The organism is Leifsonia sp. Y878 (genome assembly GCF_057669685.1).
In genome coordinates, this window is sequence record NZ_JBYHFS010000002.1 from 556,798 (window position 1) to 579,781 (window position 22,984).

A 22,984-nucleotide genomic window follows, 5' to 3' on the forward strand; every position below is an offset into this window, starting at 1 on the left:
CGGGGTTTTCCGGTGGTCGAGGAGGCCGCAAGGCCGTCTCGAGACCTGCGCTAGTCGGTCTGCAGCAGGATGCCGTCGTGGATGGCACGCTTCCGCAGCGCCACCTTGGTTCCGACGTCATAGCCGGCCAGACGGTACTTCTCGCGAATGCGCTTCAGGTACGACTTGGCCGTCTCCTCTGAGATGCCCAACTGGTACGCAACGGCCTTGACCGGTTCGCCGGCGCCATAAAGCGCCATGACGCGACGTTCCTGGGCACTCAGGCGAGGAGAGCCACCATCGGCACCCGCGTTGAGGGCTACGTCGAGCTCCGCAGAAATATAGGACTGGCCCTGTGCAGCGGCACGGATCGCCTCGACGATCATGCTGGCTTCCTCGCTCTTGACGAGATAACCGAGGGCCCCGGCCGCGAGCGCCTCCCTGACAACCGCCGGCTCTGAGTACGTGCTCATGAGCACGGTCTTCACGCCGGTGGTCTTCAACGTCGAAATCTTCAGCGAGATCGGGATGTTGTCTTTGAGGTCGAGGTCGAGCAATACGACATCAACGGGAAACTCGGGGTGCGTCAACAGCTCTGGCCACGTGGTTACCGCGGCAACCATGTTGATGTCCTCCGCGGCGCTGCGGATCCACTCTGTGAGCGCGCCTAGTAGCATCCGGTGGTCGTCGACCAGAGCCAATCGGATGCTGCTATTCGGATTTGTCACTACTGCCTCCTGTGCATTCACGCTACGGAACGTTCCGTTGCGCTTGTGCGTCCGCGGGATTATCGACACTGCATTCGATGTCAACCTGCAAACTGCCGTCTCGAATGGAGTCGACATGCGGGCCCACCACACGGATAGCTTGCCACGTCTCGGGGTCTACCCTCCGACGTGGCACACCGGACGTGCTCAATTCGATAGGAAAATGAATCTTTTGTCGGTGCGCGGTGCCATGTGAGGGCAAAATCGGACCCAATGTCAGCGAAACGCTCGCCGTCGGCCGTGCAGCATCGCTGATCAGCATCCAAATCGTGAGCAACAGGGCATCGCGCTGCCTCGGCGCCATCAACCCGGCCAGCCCGTTCGGATCATGCAGTGTCACCGACGGGCCGAGGAACTCAGACTCCGTGATGGCGTGATGCAGCCAGGTCTCCTTGCGCCCCTCGATGAGGTGAAAGCGCAACTGCGTGGCGATGGACGATGCGGTGCCGGCGAGGTCTGGAGGCAACGGCAATGTGGCCCTGCCCTCTGCCACATCGTCGAGCAACTGTTCCGCGCCGAGGTCGAGGCGCGCGAGTTCTTCAGAGGCGAGCATGCCCACTGACAAACGAGGCTGCGACACTGTGCTCTGAACCAGCACCAGGTCGAGTTCGAGCTGCACCATGCGGCGGAATGTCCGAACCACATAGACGCCGAGGCACGGTGGGATGACCGCAAGGGCCACGGTGGCGATGTCGATGGTCAACGTGAGCGGGTCGTCCCTGTGCCTGACGACGCCGTAGGTGGCGACGGCAACGCCCAGCGCCACTGCACCCACCAGGATGGGCCGCGTCTCATACACGGTGACGAGCCCAAGCAACAGTGCGCCAACGGCAGGGGCTGCGGTCAGGTAGACCCCGCTGGTGTTGCCTCCCCAGCTGGCGACCATGTCGAGGGCAACGATCACGACGGAGACCGCGGCCATCACGGGGAAGACCCAGACCGGCATCCGCGAGGGGTGCCGGCTGCTGATCGCCAGCGCGAGTGACCCGGAGATCGTGAGTGCCAGCCAGGCAAGCACGAGCGGAAGGTGGTTCTCATAGCCTGGCCACTGGACGATGGAGACCATGATCAGGAAGATGACGCTGAATCCAGCCGCGAGGAGGATGCCGGTGTTCAGATGACGGCCGCCGAGACCGCTCTGGTTGGCCCTGGTCGTGCGGATGGTTCGCTCAGCCCGGCGGAATGGCTGGCTGTCTGCGGCATCGGCACGCCGCCTCGCGCGACCCTGTATTCCCTCGCGCCCCACGGCGATTCCGAGAGTGTTCTCCTCGATCGTCGATTTACTCACTTGGGCACCTCGAGAACTACAGTCGTGCCAGAACCTGGCGAGGAGAATAACCGGGCATTGCCCCCGACGTCATGCAGGCGAGCGACGACAGACTCCGCGAATCCCAAGCGCTCTGCGGGAACCTCGCCGAGGTCAAAGCCGATGCCGGCATCCGTCACCATGGCGCGCACTGTTTTGTCGTCATCGGTGATGGTGACGTCGGCACGCGTCACGCCGGAGTGCCGGCGCACGTTCTCGAGGCATTCGCCCAGCGCGAGCAGGAAGGAGTCGAGTACATCGCTCGGCAACAGCACCTGTCCGCTGCCGTGCCAATCGACATCGAGCCCGATCCGACCGAAACGCTGTTTCACTGACTCCAGTGTGTTGCCGAGGGTGAACTCCGTCGCCGGCTCCAGGGTGTAAACGCCGGAGGAGCGGGGCATGGGGAGGCCACCCAGTCGCAGCTGGCGCAGCAGCCTGGCGTCGTCACCGGCCTGGTGCTGGAGAGCGGCTGGGGAGACACCGACGCCGGAGTGGGCCAGCAGCGTAAGTGTTGCGAGCACGGTGTCGTGCAGCAGCCTGGCGTCCTGGCGCCGCTTGGCCTCGAGCTCACTGGCGTGGCGCTCTGCCCGGTGGGCGCGGCCAATCGCCGCGATGCGCTGCATGGCGCGTGGGATGCTCAGGCTCAGCCACCAGCCGCCGATTGCGGTGATCAGCCACACGCTGAGGGTGAAAGTGAACGGCATGAATGAGTCGCCATAGGTGAGCGTGATTCCCAGCACCAGTGCGGCTGTGACGCCGAGCATGCCGGCCAGGATGATCAGTCGGGGCATGGTCACCACGAGTACGGGAGCGACACAACTCATCGCCCCTGCGGCAATGAGAGCAATGACACTTTGCTCGACGATGTTCAGCTGCAGGCCGACGTGGCTGAAGAGGCCGACAAGCACGACGATGCCGATGCCGCTGAACGCGATGAGCAGTACCCAGCGGATGCCGCCGGTGCGACCCAGCATGTACTGCGACACGGCCAGCAGGAAGATCAGGGGAACGGACCAGAACAGCGCCTCAGAGCCGATGCCGTTGGGGACGAGCATGCAGAGAAGGGCCGCCACCGTCCAGGCGAGTCCATCGGCTCTCGCCGCCTTGCGGAGGAGGCGATCGCGCTCTTTGAAGATGCGTTGCATGGGGCTAGCGTCGTTCCTGTCAGACGGGTTCAGGCCTGTCGGCCTGATTTCTGCCGACGGATGTATTCAGAACCTTATCGGCAACTGGTTCACCGGGGCAGTAGCCGTTGCAATTGTGCACCGACTGAATCGATCTCGATGAGGAACCCATCGTGGCCGAACGCGGATTCGAGGACGACCGCGGATCGACCATCGATGTTGCGCGGGAGGTACCGGGCGATCTCCCGCTGGCCGTCGACGGGAAAGAGCCGGTCACTGTCGAATCCGACGATCAGGGTTTCTGCCGTGATCCGTCCGAGCGCGGCTTCAACGCCGCCCCTGCCCCGGCCGACATCGTGTGAATTCATCGCCTCGACCAGGGTGATGTAGCTGTTGGCATCGAAGCGCCTGGTGAACTTGTTGCCGTGGAAATCGAGGTATGACTCCACCGCGAAGCGCCCCCCTGAGCCCAGCGGACTGAGTGTGCTTTGCCAGCTGCGTTCAAAGCGAGCATTGAGTTCGGCTGGGCTGCGGTAGTTGAGGAGCGCCATGCGCCGCGCCAGCGCGAGCCCGTTCGATGGGCCCTCCCCGTCTATCGCGTCGTAATAGTCGCCTGCCTGGAACAGTGGATCTGTGCGGATCGCTTCAATCTGGATCGAGTTGACGGCGACCTGGTCTGCCGTGGTGACGGGAGGCGCGGCCAGTATGGCCAGCCGTTCCACTCTCTCCGGCACCTCGATCGCCCACTCCAGGGCATGCATTCCGCCCATCGAGCCGCCGATGACCATCGCGAAGCTGTCAATGCCGAGGTGGTCGGCCACCGCGATCTGCGCCGACACCTGGTCGCGAATGGTGAGGTAGGGAAAACGGGTGCCCCACTCGACCCCATTGGGAGCGACAGAAGAGGGACCGGTGCTGCCCTGGCATCCGCCCAACATGTTTGGGGCGATCACGAACCAGCGGTCGGTGTCGATGGTGAGGCCTGGACCGATCATGCCGTCCCACCAACCGCCGGTGGCATGACCGTTGCCTGGGTCGCCGATGACGTGACTGTCACCCGTCAGGGCGTGCAGCACGAGGATCGCGTTGTCGCGGCTCGGTGACAGCTCTCCCCAGCTCTCGTAGGCGATCCGAACGTGGGGGAGGAACCCACCGGCCTCGAATGACAGCGGCCCGACGTCGACGAATCGACGGTCACCGACGGGATCGCCCTCTCGCCAGGCGCCGGTCGCCGGAGGCTTACCGATGACCGACCGCGCCTGAGCTTCAGTGATGAAGCTGGACGGGACCGTGTCTGCCGAAGTCTGCCATTCCATATCAGCTCTATTCTGCCCGTGAACGAGAAACCCCCGCCGATTGTTACGGCGGGGGATTCGCCCGGCAGGACGGGCCTGCAGGGATGGTGAGAACGAGGGCTAGGCGTTGGCGCGTGAGGCCTCCACGATGGCTCGCGCCGCGGCGAGGCCTTTCTCCAGGTCTGCCTTCAGGTCGGCGATGTTCTCGATGCCGACGGAGAGGCGCACCAGGCCAGGCGTGACGCCGGCGGTCAACTGCTGCTCAGGGGTGAGCTGGGCGTGAGTGGTCGAAGCCGGGTGGATGATGAGCGAGCGAACGTCACCGATGTTGGCCAGGTGGCTGAACAGCTCGACGCTGTCGACCAAGGCACGCCCGGCTTCCACTCCGCCCTTGAGCTCGAAGGAGAGCACCGCACCGACACCCTTCGGGGCGTACGTGTTTGCGGCGGCGTACCAGGGGCTCGACGGCAGGCCGGAGTAATTCACCGTGGCGATGTCGGGGTGGTTCTCCAGCCACTCCGCGATCTCCTGGGCATTCTGCACGTGGCGCTCGATGCGCAGGCTCAGGGTTTCGATGCCCTGGATGAGCTGCCAGGCGCTGGCCGGCGCGATGGCGGAACCCAGGTCGCGCAGCAGCTGCACGCGGGCCTTGATGATGTACGCGATGCCATCGCCGACAGCTGTCGTGTAGCTGGCGCCGTGGTACGACGGGTCTGGCTCGGTGAGGCCGGGGAATTTCTCGACATTCTTCGACCACTCGAACGTGCCGCCGTCGACGATGATGCCGCCGATGACGGTGCCGTGTCCACCGAGGAACTTGGTGGCGGAGTGCACGATGATGTCCGCGCCATGCTCGAACGGACGAATCAGGTACGGGGTGGCGATGGTGTTGTCAACGATGAGCGGAATACCGGACTCGTGGGCGACATCCGCTACGGCCCTGATGTCGAGCACGTTGATCTTCGGGTTGCCGATGGTCTCAGCGAAGAACAGCTTGGTGTTCGGGCGCACGGCGCGCTTCCACTCTGCGGGGTCGTCCTGGTTCTCCACGAAGGTGGTCTCGATGCCGAGCTTGGCGAGCGTGTACTTGAACAGGTTGTACGTGCCGCCGTAGATCGAGCTCGATGACACGATGTGGTCGCCGGCCTGGGCGATGTTCAGCACGGCGAACGTCGATGCCGACTGGCCGGAGGCGACGAGCAGCGCGGCGGTTCCGCCTTCGAGGGCTGCGACACGTTCTTCGACGACGGCCTGCGTCGGGTTCTGGATGCGCGTGTAGATGTTGCCGAACTCGGCCAGCGCGAACAGGTTCTGCGCGTGGTCGGCGCTATTGAAGACGTACGAGGTGGTCTGGTAGATCGGCGTCGCCCGAGCATTGGTGGTCGGGTCCGGCTGGGCGCCGGTGTGGACCTGCTTGGTTTCGAACTTCCAGTTTTCAGCGTTTGCGCTCATGAGGATGTCTTCCTTTGCCTCGACGAGCGTGGACCATCCAGCGCTCTGCAGCGAGCCTAAGCAGGGGGCCAACCTCGATCAATGGTCCGTGCAACACGGCGTCATTTTCGGAGCGCCAACGTGCCCTTCGGTTGCACGACCGGTCGGAACCATCGCTGCACGAATGCGAGCGACAGCAGCACGGCGATCCCGAAGCTGAGCAACACCATCGCCGGCAGCACCCACCACGGCTGCGGGCCGTCGAGAATGCCGGACTCCCTGAACGGATACAGCAGGAAGGTGTGCAGCAAATAGATGTACATGGTGGCGGCGCCGAAATCGGTGAACCAGGTGCGGCCGCGCGGCACCAGCATCAGGAATGCCACAACGAGCAGCACGGTGAACAAAATCAGCGCGAGACGGATGCCGCCAGCCCAGATTTCGTCATATCCGAACGACGCGTACGACTCGTCGTAGAGCAGGAACCGCCGGATCTTGATCTCGCGCAGCCACTCGATGTTCAGCACGATGAACACCGCAAGGGCGGTGAACAGCGCCAGGGACCCCGCGCGCCAGCGCCACATCGATGACGGCGGGAGGGCCAGCCACCTGGCGGTGACGCGCGACTGGCGCACCTTCCATCCGAAGACGAAGAAGGGCAACAGGGCGAGGGTGCGTGACATGGCGAAGGTGCTGTCGATGCTGCTGAGGTAGCCGACGAAAACCGAGATCGCGATGCTGATGAGCAATGGATAGCGCAGCAGCGCCAGGTAGGGGAGTGTGATGCGCCAGATTGCCAGGGCGATCAGGAACCACAAGGTCCACGAGGCCGTGGCGTAGTCGAGCTTGAACGTGCCTCCCAACAGCCAGCGAATCGTCGTCCACACGGTCTCGAAGATGAGGTACGGGAACACGACGTCGGTGAGCAGCCGTTTCATCTGCCGTGTGCCTGGCGGGGATGCCTTCGCGAAGTATCCGCTGACCGCAACGAAGAGCGGAACGTGGAATGCGTAGATGAAGAGGTAGAGCTCATACGCCGGATCGGATTCACCGATGAGTTTGAGGATTGCGTGGCCGATGACGACGAGCACGATCGCAATCCAGCGTGCATTGTCCCAGTAAGGAACACGTTGCTTCTGGGGGGTGGACATGCGGGTAGGAGGAGCAATCATTACCTCCATTCTCCCGCCAGAATGGTGACATGAGTGCAAAAAGAGTTGTGGTGACCGGTGCTAGCTCGGGAATTGGAGCGGCCACAGTGCGCTTGTTCCGGCTTCGAGGCTGGGATGTTGTGGGTGTCGCTCGACGTGCCGACCGACTTGCAGCGCTCGCCGAAGAGACTGGCGCAGACGTGTTCACGGCTGACCTCACGGTGCAGGCCGACGTCGACGCGCTTCGCGACTACCTGGCGTCGACGGGCGCCGTGCATGCCCTGGTCAACAACGCGGGCGGGGCAAAGGGCGGCATGGACTTCGTCGAAGACGCAGATGTCGACGACTGGGCCTGGATGTTCGAGATCAACGTGCTCGCGGTGAAGCGGGTCATCAGCGCCGTGCTGCCGCTGCTTCGGGCAGGCCTTGAATCGTCTGGTGAGGGTTCAGCGGATGCCGTGTCGGCCGACATCGTGAACATCACGTCGATCGCCGGTCACGTCACCTACCTCGGTGGCGGTGGGTACAACGCCGCCAAGTTCGCCGCCCACGCCATGACCGAGGTGCTGCGCCTGGAGCTGAACGGCGAGCCGATCCGCGTGATCGAGATCGCTCCGGGAATGGTCAAGACCGAGGAATTCGGCCTGGTGCGCTTCGACGGCGACGCGGAGAAGGCCGCCGCTGCCTACACGGGCGTCCCGCATCCGCTGTCGGCTGAGGACATTGCCACCGCGATCGTGTCGAGCGTTGAGCTTCCGGCGCACGTCAACCTCGACCTGGTGACCATCAAGCCGGTCGCCCAGGCCGCCCCGACCCGCGTGGCACGCGGAGAGCTGAAGCCGCGCAGCTAGCGAGCCCTGTCGCCCCGCGGTACTGGGCTCGTCCTTGTGTCCTCTAGTGTCGCCGTTTGTGCCGAGTGTCGCCGTTGCAAAGGCGACACTCGGTCGTAACGGCGATTCTCGGCGTTAGCTGTTCGGCTACTCGGCGGGTGCCAGCTCCACGTCGCCGATGGCTTCGGGCTCTGCCGCGACATCTGCAAAGGCGAGTTTCGGAACGAAGAACAGCAGCACGCCCGCAACGAGCGCGCCGGCGCCGCAGATGGTCCACACCAGCATGTAGCCGAACAGGCTCGCCGCTGTCGCGGTGACCGTCGACGCTGCACCGGCCAGCAACACCACGCCGAAGACGGCAGAGGCGAATGACCCGCCGATGGTCTTCGTTGTGTTGGTCAGTGCCGCGGCGATGCCGGTCTGGCCGCGGGGCGCTGCAGCGGCTGCGGCAGCAGGCAGCGCGCCCACGAGTGCGCCTGAGCCGATGCCCGCAATGGCCATGTTCGTGAAGACCTGCCAGGTTTCCTGGTGGAAGGGCAGGAACGAGAGGTAGCCGACCGCGACCACGAATGTGGCGATGATCAGCGCGATGCGCGGACTCGTCCACTTCGACACCAGCGGGAACAGCAGTGCGCCGACGATCATCGAGATGAGGTACGCGCCGATGAGCGTCGAGATGTCGGTGGCGTCGAGACCGAGTCCGTATCCGTTCACCGGGTCTGTGCCCGCGAATGTCGCCAGCGGCGCCTGCGCGCCGAGCAGGCTGATTCCCACGAGGCCGGCCGTCAGCATCACCGGCCACATGGTGGGCTGGCGAAGCACCCGCAGGTCGATCGCCGGGTCCTTCTGCTTCAGCTCGAAACGACCGAACGGCACGAACGAGGCAATGCCGATGACGATGAGTGCCCACACCCACCAGGTTCCTGGCCCGTTCAGGCGCAGGAAGGTGAGCCCGGAGGTGATGAGCAGCAAGCCGAGGGCCAGCAGCATGAAGCCGCGGCCGTCGAGTGACCGGCCGGCGACCGGTTCGGACTCCGGTACCCCGAAGAGGATGGCGAAGAAGACCAGCGTGACAGCGATGGCCGGCACCATCATCGCGGCGGTGACGTTCTCGCCGAGCGCAACGAACAGGCGTCCGGCGCTCAGGGCGCCGATGATGGCACCGGCCTCAAGGGCGACGACGAGCAGTCCGGCCGCACGCCTGGTCTGCGACGCTCCCGTGTTTGTGCGGCGGCCACGATCGAAGATGAGGGCAACCTCGAGCGGCAGCCACACGACGTAAAAGCCCTGCAGCGCCCAGGCCGCGAGGAAGCTCCAGAAGTCGCCGGCGAACGCCAGCCACCAGGTTGCTCCTGCCGTCAGCACGGTGGAAATGAGCAGGATGCGCTTGTGCCCGTGCATATCGCCGAGCTTGGCGAGGAACGGAACCACCAGGGCCGACAACAGCAGCTGTGCTGCCTCGAACCAGTTGAAGTCGGCGTCATGGATGCCGAGGTGGCGCACGAGATCGGGGATCAGCGGCACGTAGAAGCCCTGCAGGATTCCGCTGGTGATCTCTACGAGAAAGAGGAAGCCGACCAGGCTGGCGGTCACACCAACGGCTGAGCCTCTGAGCGCGTTGGGCGCCTGGGGGAATGACATCATGCAGGGATGCTAGTGCGCAGGCTGCGTGAAAACGGGGATATTCGGGGCGCCGCTGTGCACGGCGTGGTGAATTCACCGAACTAACATTGGTGAATGGCCTTTGACGCAGACGACGCAGCACTTGGAACCCCCGATATCGAGCGAGAGATCCTTCAGTGGTCTGACTTCGAGGATGCCTCCCGGCTCCTCGCTACGCGCGTTCGTGAGAGCGGCTTCGACCCCGACGTCGTCATCGCCATTGCCCGCGGGGGACTGCTGCTGGCCGGCGCCATCTCGTACGCCCTCGGCACCAAGAACTGCGGCAGCATCAACGTGGAGTTCTACACGGGCATCGACCAGCGCCTGCCGAAGCCGGTGCTGTCTGCCCCAATGCTCGATGCCCCGGCCCTCGCAGGCAAGAAGGTCCTGGTCGTCGACGACGTCTCAGACTCCGGCCACACCCTCGCGATGGTCGTCGGGCTGTTGGAAGAGACAGCGGATGAGGTGCGCTCCGCCACGCTGTACACGAAGCCCCGCACCGTGCTGGTGCCCGACTTCACCTGGCGCGAGACCGCAGGGTGGATTGTCTTCCCGTGGTCGGCGAAGCCGCCGGTGTCGGTTGAACAGCCCGTTTCGGTGGCGGCAGCGCTCTAACGCACCAGCCTCGCGGGGCTCACCGGCGCGAGCCCTGCCGCTCAGTGGAAGTGCTGCGCAGCAGGAGTTCAGTCGCTGGTCGCTGGCCCAGTCAGCGATGTGATGCACCGGCCGAGGAGCAGCCGCAGATGTTTGACGTCGGTTGATTCAAAGCCTGTGAGCATCTGCTGCTCGACGCCCTTCACGGCGGCACTGGCGACCTTCAGCTGACTCCGGCCCAGCTCGGTCAGCTGGGTGGGGATGGCCCGCCCCTCTGCCGCGCTCTCAGCGCGCGACACGAACCCGTCTCGCTCGAGGGATTGCAGCAGCACGTTCATCGACTGCCGCGACACAAACGCACCGCGCGCGAGTTCGGAGTTGGACAGCCCTGGCCGTTGCGCGAGCAACTCGAGGCAGGAGTAGTGGGTGATGTTCATCCCCAGCGGTCGGAGCACGGCTTCCATTGACGAGCGCAACGCACTGGCCGCCTCCTTGAGCAGGTAGCCAAGCGAAGTCTCCAAGTGGATGCCGGCAGCATCCTTGCCGGCAGCACTGTTGCGTGCAGCACTGTTGCGTGCAGCACTGTGGCGTGCAGCGCTGTCGTTGCTCAACACATCGTCGTCCATGCTTCCCTCTCCGGTACGAACCATGTCAATATTCTGACATACTCGATTCATGTCAACTTACTGACACTTACGAGGAGGATCATCATGACAGTTTCCGGACCCGGCTTCATCTCCCTGCAGGTGCGCGATATCGCGCGTTCCGCAGCGTTCTATGAGCACTACCTGGGGTTCACTCGACAGGCCGGACCGCCGCAGGCCGTGGTGTTCGCCACCGCGCCGGCGGCGTTCGCGGTACGCGAGGCGCTTCCGGGGGTTGACCTTGATTCGGTTCATCAGCTCGGTATGGGAATTGGTGTGTGGCTGCATGCCGAGAACGCATCAGGGATTCACGACGCGCTCGCTGCCGATGGCGTCGTGATCACGGCGGCTCTCAGCGATGGCCCCTTTGGGGCGACGTTCACCTTCGCCGACCCCGACGGGTACCAGATCACGCTGCACGACCGAGCCTGAGTTGGACGGTGACTAGTCGGCGAGGATGAGGTACAGGGCGCGCCTGGCTTCATCGAGCTTCTCGGCGGCAGCGATGCGCTGGGCATCGGTGGCCGACTTCCGGAACTGGTGAACCACGCCCACCAGCTTGCCGAGACTCTCGTGGAAGGCGACATCAGCGTCTGACTGTCCTGGCGTCGCCTCCCACGCCTTCTTCAGATCGTCTTCATGCTCGGCCAGGTACGCGGTGCCGGCATCCGTCAATTGGTAGTCGGTGCGCCGACCGTCACCCGTTGGCGCGATGAGTTCCTCATCGACGAGCTGCTGCAGGGTCGGGTATACCGATCCAGGGCTGGGGCGCCATGCTCCGCCGGTCTTCTCTTCGATTGCGCGGATGAGCCCGTATCCGTTGGAAGGGCCGTCGGCGAGGAGAGAGAGGATGGCTGAACGAACGTCGCCCCTGCTGGCGCGCTTGGAGCCTCGTGGGCCACCGCCTGGGCCAAAGCCTGAGCCGAAGCCGGGGCCAAATCCGGGTCCACCAGGACCGAATCCCCGTCCGCGACCGCGTCCGTGGCCACGTCCTTCTGATTCGTGCTCGAAGGAGTCACGACGAGAGCGGCTGAATTCGGGGTCGAACCCCATGTGTTGTGAGTGAGAAATGCGCTTCATGATCGCATCACTCCTTTCGTGTTTGTTGAAATATTGATACACCGCAGAACTTCTGCGATACGTCAACGATATATCGGTCAGGATAACGCGTCAAGAGTCAGGTCGCAGAATTTCTGGACTCTGCATGCTTGCGGGGTTCTCGATCGCCTGAGAGAATTACACGTCCTGTTCCCTAGTGAAAAGTTGAGACAGTGAAGATCTACATCGGTTCCGCGCCCCTGTTCCTGCGCTGACCGACGCCCCGTTCGGGGTCTCGCGTCAGTGCACCACTGACGTTTTCGGAGACCCTTGTGGCTTTTTCATCGAACCCTGCTGTTGTCCTGACCGATCTGGGCCTCACGTGGCCTGACGGCACTCACGCGCTTCACAGCATCACCGCCAGCTTCGGCCGTGGTCGCACGGGCCTGATCGGAACCAACGGTTCTGGCAAGTCCACCCTGCTCAAGCTGATCGCCGGCGACCTCAGCCCCACCACCGGGGGCGTGCAGCTGAACGCCGATGTCGGAGTGCTTCCGCAAGACATCGCCCTGGGTGTCGGCGACTCCCTCGCCGGAGTGCTCGGCATCGGCGAGCTGAGGTCGGCGCTGCACGCCATCCTCGGTGGCGACGCCTCCGCGGAGAACTTCGAGACCCTCGGCGACAACTGGGATATCGAAGAGCGCACGCTCGCGGTGCTCTCGGAGATGGGCTTCGCCGTCGAGGAGAACGTGCTCGACCGGCGGGTCGACACCCTCTCAGGAGGCGAGGTCGTGCTCGCCGGACTGGCGCGGCTTCGACTGGCCGGCACCCCGATCACCTTGCTTGACGAACCGACCAACAACCTCGACCGGCGCGCGCGCTCGCTGCTCTACACAGCGGTGCGCAACTGGAGTGGAACCTTGATCGTGGTGAGCCACGACCGCGAACTGCTCGACCTGATGGATGAGACGGCGGAACTCCACGACGGCGAGCTTCGCCTCTTCGGGGGTGGCTACTCGTCGTACCGCGAGCAGATCACCGCTGAGCAGGAGAATGCTGAACGGCTCGTTGCCGCCGCGACGCACGAGCTGCAGGTCGAGAAGCGACAACGCATCGAAGCCGAGTCGAAGCTCGCCAAACGTGCGCGGTATGCCCAGACCGACTACGAGAACAAGCGGATGCCGAAGATCATCATGAACCAGCGAAAATCCAACGCCCAGGTGTCGGCGGGTAAGTATCGGGAGATGGCGTCGCAGCGCGTCGACGCCGCTGGCAGTTCGCTGCAGGACGCCGAAGCGCGGCTGCGGAAGTCCAGGCACATCCGAATCGACGTGCCGGGGAGCGCGGTGCCAGAGGGGCGCACCGTTCTCGAGCTTGATTCTGAGCCTCGGCCGCTCGTGATCCGCGGACCGGAACGCATCGCGCTCATCGGCCCGAACGGATCTGGCAAGACCACGCTTCTCGAGGAGATCGCCGGGTATCAGGCATCCGCTTCGCCCTCGCGTGTGGCCTTTCGCATTGATGCTGTGCGCTACCTGCCCCAGCGGCTGGACATCCTGATCGACGACGCGAGCGTCATCGAGAACATTCGGCGTGCGGCACCCCTGCGCAGCCCGAATGAGATCAGGAGCCAACTGGCGCGCTTCCTGATTCGTGCGGACGCCGTCGACCAGCCCGTCTCCCAACTCTCTGGCGGTGAACGATTCCGGGTGGCGCTTGCGAGCCTGCTGCTGGCTGACGACCCACCCCAGCTGTTGCTGCTCGACGAACCGACGAACAATCTCGACCTCACCAGCATCGACCAGCTGGTCGAAGCCCTCAGCGCCTGGCACGGGGCACTCATGATCGTGAGCCACGACTATGAGTTCCTCGGCCGGCTGCGCATCGGGCGGTGGTTGGAGATGACAGCGGATGCCGGGGTGCAGGAGACCCACCAACCAGAGCCTGACTATTCCGCTTAGGCTCGATGTATGAGCGTGCATTTGGTTGGCGGGGGCTGGACCCCCGAACATGACGAGAGCGTCTTCGGACCCTTCCTGGCGGAAGCGACGGAGCACGCGGTGGCGGCAGGCCGCAACTTCGGCCCGCGTATCGCGATCATCGTGGTGCGGGATGGCGATGGCGACGAGCACGCAGCCAAGCTTGCCGCGGCGCTGGGCGCAGGCGGTGCAGGCGGCGTCGGCGGTGTCTTCGAACCGATTGTGACCAGCCTGGCGCTCACCGACAGTGCAACTGCAGAGGCGATCAGCGGTGTCGACGGCATCCTGATCGGTGGTGGTCTCACCCCGGCATACCTCAACGCCGTCAGGCCGATCGCGGCCGAGATCCGACAGCTGGTCACAGACGGGACGCCCTATCTGGGCTTCTCTGCTGGGGCAGCCATCGCGGCGGAACGCGCCCTTCTCGGCGGCTGGCGCATCGGCGGGGTCGAGGTTTGCTCTGAAGATGCCTCCGAAGACCTTGATGAGGTCACCATCGAACCGGGCATCGGACTCATCGACGTGAGCATCGACGTGCACGCGGCGCAGTGGGGCACGTTGTCGAGGCTCATCGCAGTGACCGAAGCCGGCGTGATCGACGGTGGCCTGGCCATCGACGAGAGCACAACCCTCATCGTGGGCAACAACGCACTGCGCGTGACCGGGGCCGGAAGCGTTTGGCGCGTCACCCAGGCAGACGCCGGCGTTCTCGTCAGCACGTTTGGCGCCTAGTGTCCGCAGCATCACCCGCTGGAATCACCGGTGACCCGGCTCTCGTTGGGGCAGCATCCGTTGGCCGTACAGTCGTCGACCTGAATCTCGGCAGCATCGACCCTGGCTGGGCCGCTGCCCTCGCGCCCGTTGCCGGCCAATTGGCATCCGTCACCGAGTTCCTGCAGGAAGAGACCACCGCCGGCCGGCCGTGGCTCCCAGCACCGGATGCCGTGCTGCGGGCGTTCCGCGCGCCGCTGGAGCAGGTGCGTGTTCTCATCGTCGGGCAGGACCCATACCCGACACCGGGGCATCCGATTGGATTGTCGTTTGCAGCCGACCCCGCGGTGCGTCCCCTGCCACGGAGCCTCGGCAACATCTACACCGAACTCCGTGACGACCTCGGGATCCCAACGCCTGCCAACGGCGACCTGACGCCATGGACCGGCCACGGCGTGATGCTGCTGAACCGAGTGCTGACCGTGGAGAGCGGGAGCGCAGGCTCGCACCGGCGCCGCGGCTGGGAGGCCATCACCGACCACGCCATCCGCTCACTGGGGGCACGCGATGCGCCGCTGGTGGCGATCCTGTGGGGTAAGGACGCCCAGGCGTTGCGGCCACTTCTCGGCGATACGCCGATCATCGAATCCGCGCATCCCAGCCCGCTGTCTGCGCGGCGCGGGTTCTTCGGGTCCCGCCCGTTCAGCCGGGCCAACGAGCTGCTGGTGGAGCAGGGTGCTGCCCCCGTCGACTGGTCGCTCAGCTAATCTTGACCTGCATCACTCGCGGCGCGACAGCGCGATAGCGCGATGACCGTTCGTGAAATGTACCGCGACAGGAAAGGGGAGCGCCGTGCTCGAAGAGGAATACCAGCCGAGACGACGCCTGCCACCACACCTGCGGCCGGCCCCTGAACCAGAGGCGCCATTCGAGTACACGCTGAGGGATGCCACGCGCGCAGATCTCCCGCACATTCGGGAGATTTACAACTACTACGTGGCCAACAGCACCGTGACGTTCGACGAAGACGCGATGACCCTCACGGAGTGGCGCGACAAGTTCGACTACCTGGCCAAGTTCAACATGCCGTTCATCGTGGCCGAATCCACCAGGGGCCAGATTCTCGGTTACGCGCTCGTCTCGCCCTGGAAGCAGAAGAAGGCCTACCGGTTCACGGTCGAGAACTCGATCTACCTGGGCGCGGCATCCACCGGCAAAGGCCTCGGGCGCGTGCTGCTCACCGAGCTCCTTGCCCGCTCGAAGCAGGCAGGGTTGAAAGAGGTCATCGCCGTCATCGCAGACCAGGGAGCGGATGCCTCCATCAAGCTGCACAGCGACTTCGGCTTCGAGGAGATCGGCCGCATGGGCAAGGTGGGCTTCAAGTTCGAGCGTTGGCTCGGCATCGTGATGATGCAGAAAAGCCTGAAGTAGGCATCCGTTTTCGTGTTCGGAATGCAGCAGATCCGCGTTCTGTCACACGTTTGGGGACTAGCGGGGGATCCCTCCTCGCCACTAAGTTCAGCGTGGAGGAATTGTGCCACAAGCCGTTGCGGGTCACGCTATGCCGTTTGAACCGGTGCCTGTGGACTCCGTGACCCTGCTTCGCGCGCGCGGGCCGGTCTACGACGGAATCCAGGATTGCCTTCGGATCCAGGCGCATGCGACGCCCAGGGGAGCGCTCGGCAGGCTCTTCGGCCGCTGCCCGCTCGATCCGGAAGCACGCGAGGCATTCCCGCAAGCCGTGGCAGAAGGTGCCGTCGCTCGCGTCCTCACCACGCTGTCACCGGAGTGGACGGTGCTGCACGCCCTGCCCTCAGCGGATGGCTCACACGTCATCGACCACATTCTCATCGGGCCGAGCGGGCTCTATTCCGTCACCACGGTTGAACATGGCGGTCGCCCCGTCGTCGTCGACGGCGGATCGCTCACCATCGGCCGGAAACGCACAGAGGCGCTCGCCGAAAGCCGCCAGGAGACCATTCGTGCGGCTGGTCTGTTGTCTGCGCGTGTGCGAGCCAATGTCGAGATCATTCCACTGATCGTGCTGGTCGCACCGGTGTCGATGAAGCTGGGCAAGACCCACGGGATCATCACGGTGCTGCCGGCGACAGACGTGCGCGACTGGCTGGCCGCCGGGCAACGCGTGCACACCGACGGCGCGCTCACGCTCTACGAACGGGCCCTCCGCGAGCAGGGGGAGTGGAGCAACGTCGCCCGTGTGACAGATGACACCATCAGGCACATCAACCGGTTCGAGCGCCTGCAGCGTGAGGTGCAGGCGGCCAGCGGGCGCGCCCGAATCTGGTCGCGGGTCGCACTGTCTGGCATCATCGCCGCATCGGCTGGCGCTATCGCGCTGGCCGGTATTGTGCTCATCCCGCTGGCCGTTTAGGCCAATTCGGCGGCGTTACTTCGACGCGGCGCCCAGCTCCAGCAGGCCGACACCGACGATCACGAGGATCATCCCGGTGATCTGTACCCAGGTGAGGCTCTCTTTGAAAAATACCCAGCTCACCACCGACACCAGGATGACGCCGATCGCCGACCAGATGGCGTAGCCGATGGCGAGCGGCACTCCCCGGCTGAGCGACTGCGACAGCATCGCGAATGACACCACGTACCCGACCACCACGACCACGTACGCCCACCAGCGCGGGTCGGGCCCTGACACGAATTTCAGAAAGCTGGTTGCGACCACCTCGGTGACGATCGCGATGGCGAGGAACAGGTAGCCCATGGTGTGTCCGTTCTCGGCGGGGCGTGGGTGTGACGAGGCACGTGGCGATGGGCGTCCGCATGCCGCGGGCCTCACTCGAGGCTAGTGGGTGCGTAAAGTCGGAGTATGACCGACCATCACTTTGACCTCCCGGCCAAGCACACAGTGCTTCGCTCATTCGCCGGGCATCTGGATGCGTCGCCAGACGACGTCTACCCGCTTCTCGTCGCCCGGCTCATTCCCGGAGATGAGGCCGGTGGCCACATGCTGACCGATCCAGACGCACGGCTCGTGATCGTCGAGGGTGACTGGTGGTACAGGGCTGAGTACCGCGTTCGGCCAGAACAGGACGCACAGGGCTCTGTCGTCGAATTCGAGATCATCAATGTGGCGCAGAAGGCGCACTGGGCCGGTGCCATCACCGCACGATCTGTCGTGCAGAACGCCCCAGCGGCTTTCGGACGGTTGCTCACCGAACTCGACGAGCAGTTGAACGCGACGGGCAGCTGACCGAGTCCATCTTCCTGGCCGGTGCGTCCGCAGCCGAGTCTTGGCGCGCGGAATCCCCTCAGGCGCGCGTTTTATCGCGCGCCAGCCGGGATAACGCGCGCCCAGCTGAATTCACGACAGCCATTTACCTCCCACGCCTGAGTAGGCTCAAGCCATGGCTGAACTGCATGACCTGACCGCCCTCGAACAGTGGCAGCAGCTGCAGACCGGAGCCGTCAGCCCCACGGAGCTCACCGAGCACTATCTGGCACGCATTGACGCGTCGAACCCGACGCTCGGCGCATTCGCCACGGTGACGGCCGACAACGCCCGCGCCCGTGCCCGGTTTGTGCAGGAGGAGGTTCCCCGCACCGCGCCGCTCTGGGGACTGCCGTTCGGCGACAAGGATCTCCAGCTGCGCGCTGGCGTGCCAGCCCAGTTCGGCTCCCGGCTCATGACGGGCTTCGTGCCCGACGAATCGGACGAACTCACCCAGGGGCTCGATGACGCCGGCGCCGTCAGCCTCGGCAAGACCGCCGCCCCAGAGTTCGGGTTGCCGTCGTATACGGAGGGGCTGGCCTTTCCACCGGCCCGCAACCCCTGGAACCCTGCACTCGGCGCCGGAGGCTCAAGCGGCGGAGCCGCTGTCGCCGTCGCGGCGCGCCTGCTGCCATTCGCTCCCGGCTCCGACGGCGGCGGATCGGTGCGCATTCCCGCGGCCGCCTGTGGGCTCGTCGGCCTGAAGCCGAGCCGAGGGCGGATCCCGGCGTCATCCGGCATCGACAAGCTTGCCGGGCTCCCCGTCGCCGGCCCGCTGGCCAGAACGGTAGCGGATGCCGCCCTCCTGCTCGACGCCATGATCACGCCACGGGGTGGTCACGCAGACCACCACTTCGCGCTGCGCTCTCCGGCCGACGATGCCCCGCTGCTCGCGGCTGCGGTACGCGGCGAGGGACGGTACCAACTGGGTGTGATGACGACATCCGCTTGGGACGACGCCTATGACATCCGCATTTCTGCAGAGGCCGCCGCCGCACTGCAGGTGGCGATCGACGAGTTCGTGGCGCTCGGCCACGGGCTTGAAGAAACCGCCCTGGTGCCCGATGACAGCTATGCCCCTGCGTTCAGAACCATCTGGCAGGCGGGGGCCGCCGGTATCCCCGCAGAGACCGATGCCGAACTCGCGCTGCTCGAGCCGCTCACGGCCTGGCTGCTGGCTCGCGGCCGTGCGCTGTCGGCCCGTCAGCTTGCAGACGCCCTTGCTGCATTGGCGCTGTACGAACGATCGTTCATCCGCCAGCTGTCGCGATTCGACGCAGTTCTCACGCCCGCACTGGCGCTCACGCCCAGGCCTGTCGGCTGGTATGACCAGAACGACGGTGAGCGCAACTTCGAGCAGCAGGTGCAGTACACGCCGTTCACGTCCATGGTGAATGTCTCCGGGCTGCCGGCCATTGTGCTGCCCGTGCATATGACGGCAGATGGCCTGCCCATGGGTGTGCAGCTGATCGGCAAGCCGGGGGGAGAGGCCACGCTTCTCGCGCTCGGCGCCCAGCTGGAACGTCGCCTGCGATGGCAGTTGCGGGCGCCTGCAGCACGCTAATCATTGCGGCGTTGTTTTGAATTACTCAAAACAACTGTTACAGTAGTGAAATGAACACAGTGGAACAGGCCGAAGCAGTAGCAGGTGCTGCCGCCGGACTCGTTGCCACTGCGCAGATCGACATCGCGGTGCCCGACGTGGCCGACAGCCTTCGCGCTGCCGGACTGAAGGTCACAGCCCCGCGCGTCGCCGTAATGTCTGCGCTGGTCACGATTCCCCATGCGGATGCCGACCAGTTGTACTCCGCCGTGCGCACCGAGCTCCCGGGTACCTCGCTTCAGGCGGTGTACGGAGTGCTAACCGCGCTGACCGGCGCCGGACTCGTGCGCCGCATCGAACCAGCAGGTTCTGCGGCACTCTACGAACGTCGCATTGGTGACAACCACCACCACGCTGTCTGCACGCAGTGCAAGTCCGTCACCGACATCGACTGCGTGATCGGTGAGGCGCCATGCCTGGTGCCGGCCGACACCTCAGGATTCGCAGTGCAGTCAGCCGAGGTGACGTTCTGGGGCGTGTGCTCAGCCTGCCAGGCCGCGGAAGCCCAACAGGCAATCGGTCCCGTCATCTAGCTCCCTCGCGGTTAACCCGCGCATTGTTCGGCAGCCCGCTTGCCGACACCACAGTTTCCCCACACTTGTTTTCGCTGTCCTGACCATTACCGAATCGAATCGAGAAGCATGACTACTCTCCCCACGACCACTCAGACCGGTACCCCGGTTCCGAGTGACGATCACTCGCTGACCGCTGGCCCCAACGGTGCCACGGCCCTGCACGATCGTTACCTGCTCGAGAAGCTGGCGCAGTTCGCCCGCGAGCGTATCCCGGAGCGCGTCGTGCACGCCAAGGGCGGCGGAGCATTCGGTACCTTCGAGGTCACCGAAGACGTCTCGAAGTACACCCGTGCAGCCGTGTTCCAGCCGGGCACGACGACCGAGACCGTCCAGCGCTTCTCCAGCGTTGCCGGCGAGCAGGGTTCCCCTGACACCTGGCGCGACGTGCGTGGCTTCTCGCTGAAGTTCTACACGACCGAGGGCAACTACGACATCGTCGGAAACAACACCCCCGTGTTCTTCATCCGCGACGGCATCAAGTTCCCCGACTTCATCCACTCGCAGAAGCGCCTTCCGGGTTCCGGTCTCCGCGATGCCGACATGCAGTGGGACTTCTGGACGCTGTCCCCTGAGTCCGCACACCAGGTGACCTACCTGATGGGTGACCGCGGCCTGCCGCGCTCCTGGCGCGAAATGCCCGGCTTCGGTTCACACACGTACCAGTGGATCAACGCTGAGGGTGAGCGCTTCTGGGTGAAGTACCACTTCACGTCCAACCAGGGCAACGTCGAAATCGACGGCAGCGATGCTGAACTCATCGCCGGTGGCGACGCTGACCACTACCGCCGCGACCTCTATGAGGCCATTGCGGCCGGAAACTTCCCGTCCTGGGACCTCCACGTACAGGTCATGCCGTACGAGGAAGCCAAGACCTACCGTTTCAACCCGTTCGACGTCACCAAGGTCTGGCCGCACGCTGACTACCCGCTCATCAAGGTGGGAACGCACACGCTGAACCGCAACCCGGAGAACTTCTTCGCCGAGATCGAGCAGGCAGCATTCTCGCCCGCCAACACGGTGCCCGGCATCGACATCAGCCCCGACAAGATGCTGATGGCTCGCGTGTTCTCCTACCCGGATTCCCAGCGCTACCGCCTGGGTGCGAACTACATCCAGATCCCGGTGAACGCGCCGAAGGCACCCGTCAACAACTACTCGCAGGATGGCGCGGCCCGTCACGGCTTCAACTCCGCAGCGACGCCCGTCTACGCTCCCAACTCGCTCGGCGGGTTTGCAGCGGATGCCGCAGCAGCCGGCACCGGCAGCTGGGAGAGCGACGGTGACCTCGTGCGCAGCGCAGCGACGCTGCGCTCAGAGGACAGCGACTTCGGCCAGGCCGGAACGCTCTACCGCGAGGTGTTCGATGACGCAGCCAAGGCTCGCTTCCTCGACACCATCACCGACGCCATCAGCGGTGTCCAGCGTCCAGAGGTGCGGGAACGCGCCATCTGGTACTGGACCAGCGTTGATGCTGAACTCGGCGCGCAGCTTGTTGCCGCGCTGAGCGCTGTTGACGCCTACTCGGCTATCGCCGAATAGTTCGACACAGCCCATCACACTCGCGTTACCAACCCGGTAACGCAAGCGGGGCATCCGGTCGTCTGCCGATTGCCGGATGCCCCACCGTACGCCGTCCAAAGAAGCTCTGCGTTCACATGAACCCGCATGCATTTCGCATGTGGACAAGGAGAAGAAAATGAACTCATACATCACCGTCCCCGCCGCACGCACCAGCGCGGGTTCGACTGGATACGTGACAGTGGATGCCGCACCGGCAACTGTCGTCGGCGGCTATGTCACCGATGTCGCGACGAGCGCCGTCGTTGGCAGCTACGTCGACTGCGACGCTCGCCACAGCACGAGCTACGAACTGGCCAGCTAGCCAGTCGCCTTCAAGCGCCCGGTCTCTGACTGGGCGCTTTGTCGTTGGCGCTACCGACGATCTCAGTCCGCCGAGATATTTCACTGGCGCACAAAGGTAAGGCATGCCATACTAAGGTAATGCTTACTTCGACCGACGCCCCTGAGGTGACGCGCGCCGCGCCTCGACAGCCGAAGCCAAGCTTCCGTCTGTTCGATGTCTCAGTTGCTCGCTTGACGAAGCTCTCCTCAACCTTCCTGCGTGTCACCTTCACCGGTGACGACCTGCACGAGTTCGGGACTGTCGGTCTCGACCAGCGGGTCAAGGTCGTGCTGCCTCTCCCCGGAATCGGCATCTCTGAACTGCCCGATGGCCAGGACTGGTACACCGCGTGGCGCCAGCTGCCAGAGGAAGCCCGCAACCCTATTCGTACGTACACCGTTCGCTTCGTGCGGCAGGCAGAGCGCGAGATCGATATCGACTTCGTGCTGCACGGCGATGCCGGTCCTGCGTCGCGCTGGGTGTCATCCGCTGCAGTTGGCGACAAGCTGATGATTGTCGGCCCCGATGCCCTTGGCGCGGATCCGACCTCGGGCGTCGAATGGCGACCGGGCAACGCCGCCACTGTTCTCCTCGCCGGCGACGAGACAGCTGCCCCCGCGATCTGCTCGATCCTCGCCGCCCTGCCCCGCACCGCGACGGGCTGCGCGTTCATCGAGGTCCCAGAACCCTCCGACTTCCTCGAAACTGATTCTCCCGTTGGCGTCCAGGTGACCTGGCTCGCTCGCAATGCGTCACATGCTGCTGGCGACACTCACGAGGGTCACGGTTCTGGCCTCGCGCCCGCCGTGCGTGAATGGACGTCACGCTTCCTCAACGCGCCAACCTCGGGGCCTGAGCTCGCCGATGTCGATATCGACAAGGGTCTCCTCTGGGAAGTGCCAGAGGAGAACACCAGCCGTAGCAACGATGGCCTCTATGCCTGGCTTGCCGGCGAAGCCAGCGTCATCAAGTCGCTGCGCCGCTTCCTCGTGACCGAGTCTGGCATCGACCGCAAGCAGGTGGCCTTCATGGGCTACTGGCGCGCGGGTCGCTCTGAACTCAACTAACACCTCTCGCTGGCGCCAGCACACCGCTGCGCCCCTCGCGAGACCACGATGCTTTACCGAACTGCAGCGCCCCGCAGC

Annotated in this window: 24 protein-coding genes; 14 read left to right on the forward strand and 10 right to left on the reverse strand. The window is 64.6% G+C overall.

The features are described from left to right. Positions 1 to 50 precede the first annotated feature (50 nt). The 6 genes from AC25Y4_RS08755 to AC25Y4_RS08780 form a co-directional block, all read right to left on the reverse strand. Positions 51 to 707, reverse strand: a complete 657-nt coding sequence (locus AC25Y4_RS08755) for a response regulator (protein ID WP_488120004.1) — start codon at positions 705 to 707, stop codon at positions 51 to 53. 22 nt (positions 708 to 729) lie between these two features. Beyond that, entirely contained in the window at positions 730 to 2,034 is a 1,305-nt protein-coding gene (locus AC25Y4_RS08760) for a hypothetical protein (RefSeq protein ID WP_488120005.1), read from the reverse strand. Next, the gene (locus AC25Y4_RS08765; protein WP_488120006.1) at positions 2,031 to 3,200 is read right to left on the reverse strand and encodes a sensor histidine kinase; all 1,170 of its coding nucleotides are present in this window, start codon (positions 3,198 to 3,200) and stop codon (positions 2,031 to 2,033) included. The genes AC25Y4_RS08760 and AC25Y4_RS08765 overlap by 4 nt, the downstream gene beginning before the upstream one ends. Positions 3,201 to 3,289: 89 nt before the next feature. Further along, on the reverse strand, positions 3,290 to 4,495 hold the full coding sequence (gene metX, locus AC25Y4_RS08770) for a homoserine O-acetyltransferase MetX (protein WP_488120007.1): 1,206 nt from the start codon (positions 4,493 to 4,495) through the stop codon (positions 3,290 to 3,292). Positions 4,496 to 4,594: 99 nt separating this feature from the next. Beyond that, positions 4,595 to 5,926, reverse strand: coding sequence for a bifunctional o-acetylhomoserine/o-acetylserine sulfhydrylase (locus AC25Y4_RS08775; RefSeq protein WP_488120008.1), 1,332 nt, complete (start codon positions 5,924 to 5,926; stop codon positions 4,595 to 4,597). 101 nt (positions 5,927 to 6,027) lie between these two features. Continuing rightward, positions 6,028 to 7,056 (reverse strand): acyltransferase family protein, encoded by a 1,029-nt coding sequence (locus tag AC25Y4_RS08780; RefSeq protein WP_488120009.1) that lies wholly within the window; start codon positions 7,054 to 7,056, stop codon positions 6,028 to 6,030. 50 nt (positions 7,057 to 7,106) lie between these two features. On the opposite strand from AC25Y4_RS08780, the gene AC25Y4_RS08785 reads away from it, so the two are divergent. After that, positions 7,107 to 7,907, forward strand: a complete 801-nt coding sequence (locus AC25Y4_RS08785) for an SDR family oxidoreductase (protein ID WP_488120010.1) — start codon at positions 7,107 to 7,109, stop codon at positions 7,905 to 7,907. A gap of 126 nt (positions 7,908 to 8,033) precedes the next feature. Here AC25Y4_RS08785 and AC25Y4_RS08790 read toward each other — a convergent pair whose 3' ends face one another. After that, entirely contained in the window at positions 8,034 to 9,527 is a 1,494-nt protein-coding gene (locus AC25Y4_RS08790; protein ID WP_488120459.1) for an MFS transporter, read from the reverse strand. 96 nt (positions 9,528 to 9,623) lie between these two features. Between AC25Y4_RS08790 and AC25Y4_RS08795 the strand changes: the two genes are divergently transcribed. Then, the gene (locus AC25Y4_RS08795; protein ID WP_488120011.1) at positions 9,624 to 10,163 is read left to right on the forward strand and encodes a phosphoribosyltransferase; all 540 of its coding nucleotides are present in this window, start codon (positions 9,624 to 9,626) and stop codon (positions 10,161 to 10,163) included. A 68-nt stretch (positions 10,164 to 10,231) separates the two neighbouring features. On the opposite strand, the gene AC25Y4_RS08800 is transcribed toward AC25Y4_RS08795, so the two are convergent. Further along, entirely contained in the window at positions 10,232 to 10,792 is a 561-nt protein-coding gene (locus AC25Y4_RS08800) for a MarR family winged helix-turn-helix transcriptional regulator (protein WP_488120012.1), read from the reverse strand. 60 nt (positions 10,793 to 10,852) lie between these two features. Here AC25Y4_RS08800 and AC25Y4_RS08805 point away from each other — a divergent pair, with 60 nt between their 5' ends. Further along, the gene (locus tag AC25Y4_RS08805) at positions 10,853 to 11,218 is read left to right on the forward strand and encodes a VOC family protein (protein WP_488120013.1); all 366 of its coding nucleotides are present in this window, start codon (positions 10,853 to 10,855) and stop codon (positions 11,216 to 11,218) included. A 12-nt stretch (positions 11,219 to 11,230) separates the two neighbouring features. On the opposite strand, the gene AC25Y4_RS08810 is transcribed toward AC25Y4_RS08805, so the two are convergent. Continuing rightward, on the reverse strand, positions 11,231 to 11,866 hold the full coding sequence (locus AC25Y4_RS08810; RefSeq protein WP_488120014.1) for a PadR family transcriptional regulator: 636 nt from the start codon (positions 11,864 to 11,866) through the stop codon (positions 11,231 to 11,233). A gap of 290 nt (positions 11,867 to 12,156) precedes the next feature. On the opposite strand from AC25Y4_RS08810, the gene AC25Y4_RS08815 reads away from it, so the two are divergent. The 5 genes from AC25Y4_RS08815 to AC25Y4_RS08835 all read left to right on the forward strand — a co-directional run bounded on the left by AC25Y4_RS08815 (position 12,157) and on the right by AC25Y4_RS08835 (position 16,906). Continuing rightward, complete coding sequence (locus AC25Y4_RS08815) at positions 12,157 to 13,785, forward strand: ABC-F family ATP-binding cassette domain-containing protein (RefSeq protein WP_488120015.1); 1,629 nt, start codon at positions 12,157 to 12,159, stop codon at positions 13,783 to 13,785. Positions 13,786 to 13,794: 9 nt separating this feature from the next. Beyond that, positions 13,795 to 14,535, forward strand: coding sequence for a Type 1 glutamine amidotransferase-like domain-containing protein (locus tag AC25Y4_RS08820; RefSeq protein WP_488120016.1), 741 nt, complete (start codon positions 13,795 to 13,797; stop codon positions 14,533 to 14,535). Between the two features lie 80 nt (positions 14,536 to 14,615). Continuing rightward, on the forward strand, positions 14,616 to 15,281 hold the full coding sequence (locus tag AC25Y4_RS08825) for a uracil-DNA glycosylase (protein ID WP_488120460.1): 666 nt from the start codon (positions 14,616 to 14,618) through the stop codon (positions 15,279 to 15,281). An 85-nt stretch (positions 15,282 to 15,366) separates the two neighbouring features. Continuing rightward, positions 15,367 to 15,945 (forward strand): N-acetyltransferase family protein, encoded by a 579-nt coding sequence (locus AC25Y4_RS08830; protein ID WP_488120017.1) that lies wholly within the window; start codon positions 15,367 to 15,369, stop codon positions 15,943 to 15,945. 130 nt (positions 15,946 to 16,075) lie between these two features. Further along, complete coding sequence (locus tag AC25Y4_RS08835; protein ID WP_488120018.1) at positions 16,076 to 16,906, forward strand: nuclease-related domain-containing protein; 831 nt, start codon at positions 16,076 to 16,078, stop codon at positions 16,904 to 16,906. A gap of 15 nt (positions 16,907 to 16,921) precedes the next feature. Here the strand turns inward: AC25Y4_RS08835 and AC25Y4_RS08840 are convergent, their stop codons facing one another. Continuing rightward, positions 16,922 to 17,251 (reverse strand): DMT family transporter, encoded by a 330-nt coding sequence (locus AC25Y4_RS08840; protein WP_488120019.1) that lies wholly within the window; start codon positions 17,249 to 17,251, stop codon positions 16,922 to 16,924. 105 nt (positions 17,252 to 17,356) lie between these two features. On the opposite strand from AC25Y4_RS08840, the gene AC25Y4_RS08845 reads away from it, so the two are divergent. The 6 genes from AC25Y4_RS08845 to AC25Y4_RS08870 all read left to right on the forward strand — a co-directional run bounded on the left by AC25Y4_RS08845 (position 17,357) and on the right by AC25Y4_RS08870 (position 22,906). Then, positions 17,357 to 17,740: a hypothetical protein gene (locus tag AC25Y4_RS08845; RefSeq protein WP_488120020.1), complete on the forward strand. Its 384-nt coding sequence runs from the start codon at positions 17,357 to 17,359 to the stop codon at positions 17,738 to 17,740. A 154-nt stretch (positions 17,741 to 17,894) separates the two neighbouring features. Next, positions 17,895 to 19,322 (forward strand): amidase, encoded by a 1,428-nt coding sequence (locus tag AC25Y4_RS08850; RefSeq protein WP_488120021.1) that lies wholly within the window; start codon positions 17,895 to 17,897, stop codon positions 19,320 to 19,322. 50 nt (positions 19,323 to 19,372) lie between these two features. After that, a complete protein-coding gene (locus AC25Y4_RS08855) occupies positions 19,373 to 19,894 on the forward strand; it encodes a Fur family transcriptional regulator (protein ID WP_488120022.1) in 522 nt (173 codons plus the stop codon). A 108-nt stretch (positions 19,895 to 20,002) separates the two neighbouring features. After that, the gene (locus AC25Y4_RS08860; protein WP_488120023.1) at positions 20,003 to 21,475 is read left to right on the forward strand and encodes a catalase; all 1,473 of its coding nucleotides are present in this window, start codon (positions 20,003 to 20,005) and stop codon (positions 21,473 to 21,475) included. Positions 21,476 to 21,632: 157 nt separating this feature from the next. Further along, a complete protein-coding gene (locus AC25Y4_RS08865; protein ID WP_488120024.1) occupies positions 21,633 to 21,818 on the forward strand; it encodes a hypothetical protein in 186 nt (61 codons plus the stop codon). Between the two features lie 119 nt (positions 21,819 to 21,937). Further along, a complete protein-coding gene (locus tag AC25Y4_RS08870) occupies positions 21,938 to 22,906 on the forward strand; it encodes a siderophore-interacting protein (protein WP_488120025.1) in 969 nt (322 codons plus the stop codon). Positions 22,907 to 22,984 lie beyond the last annotated feature (78 nt).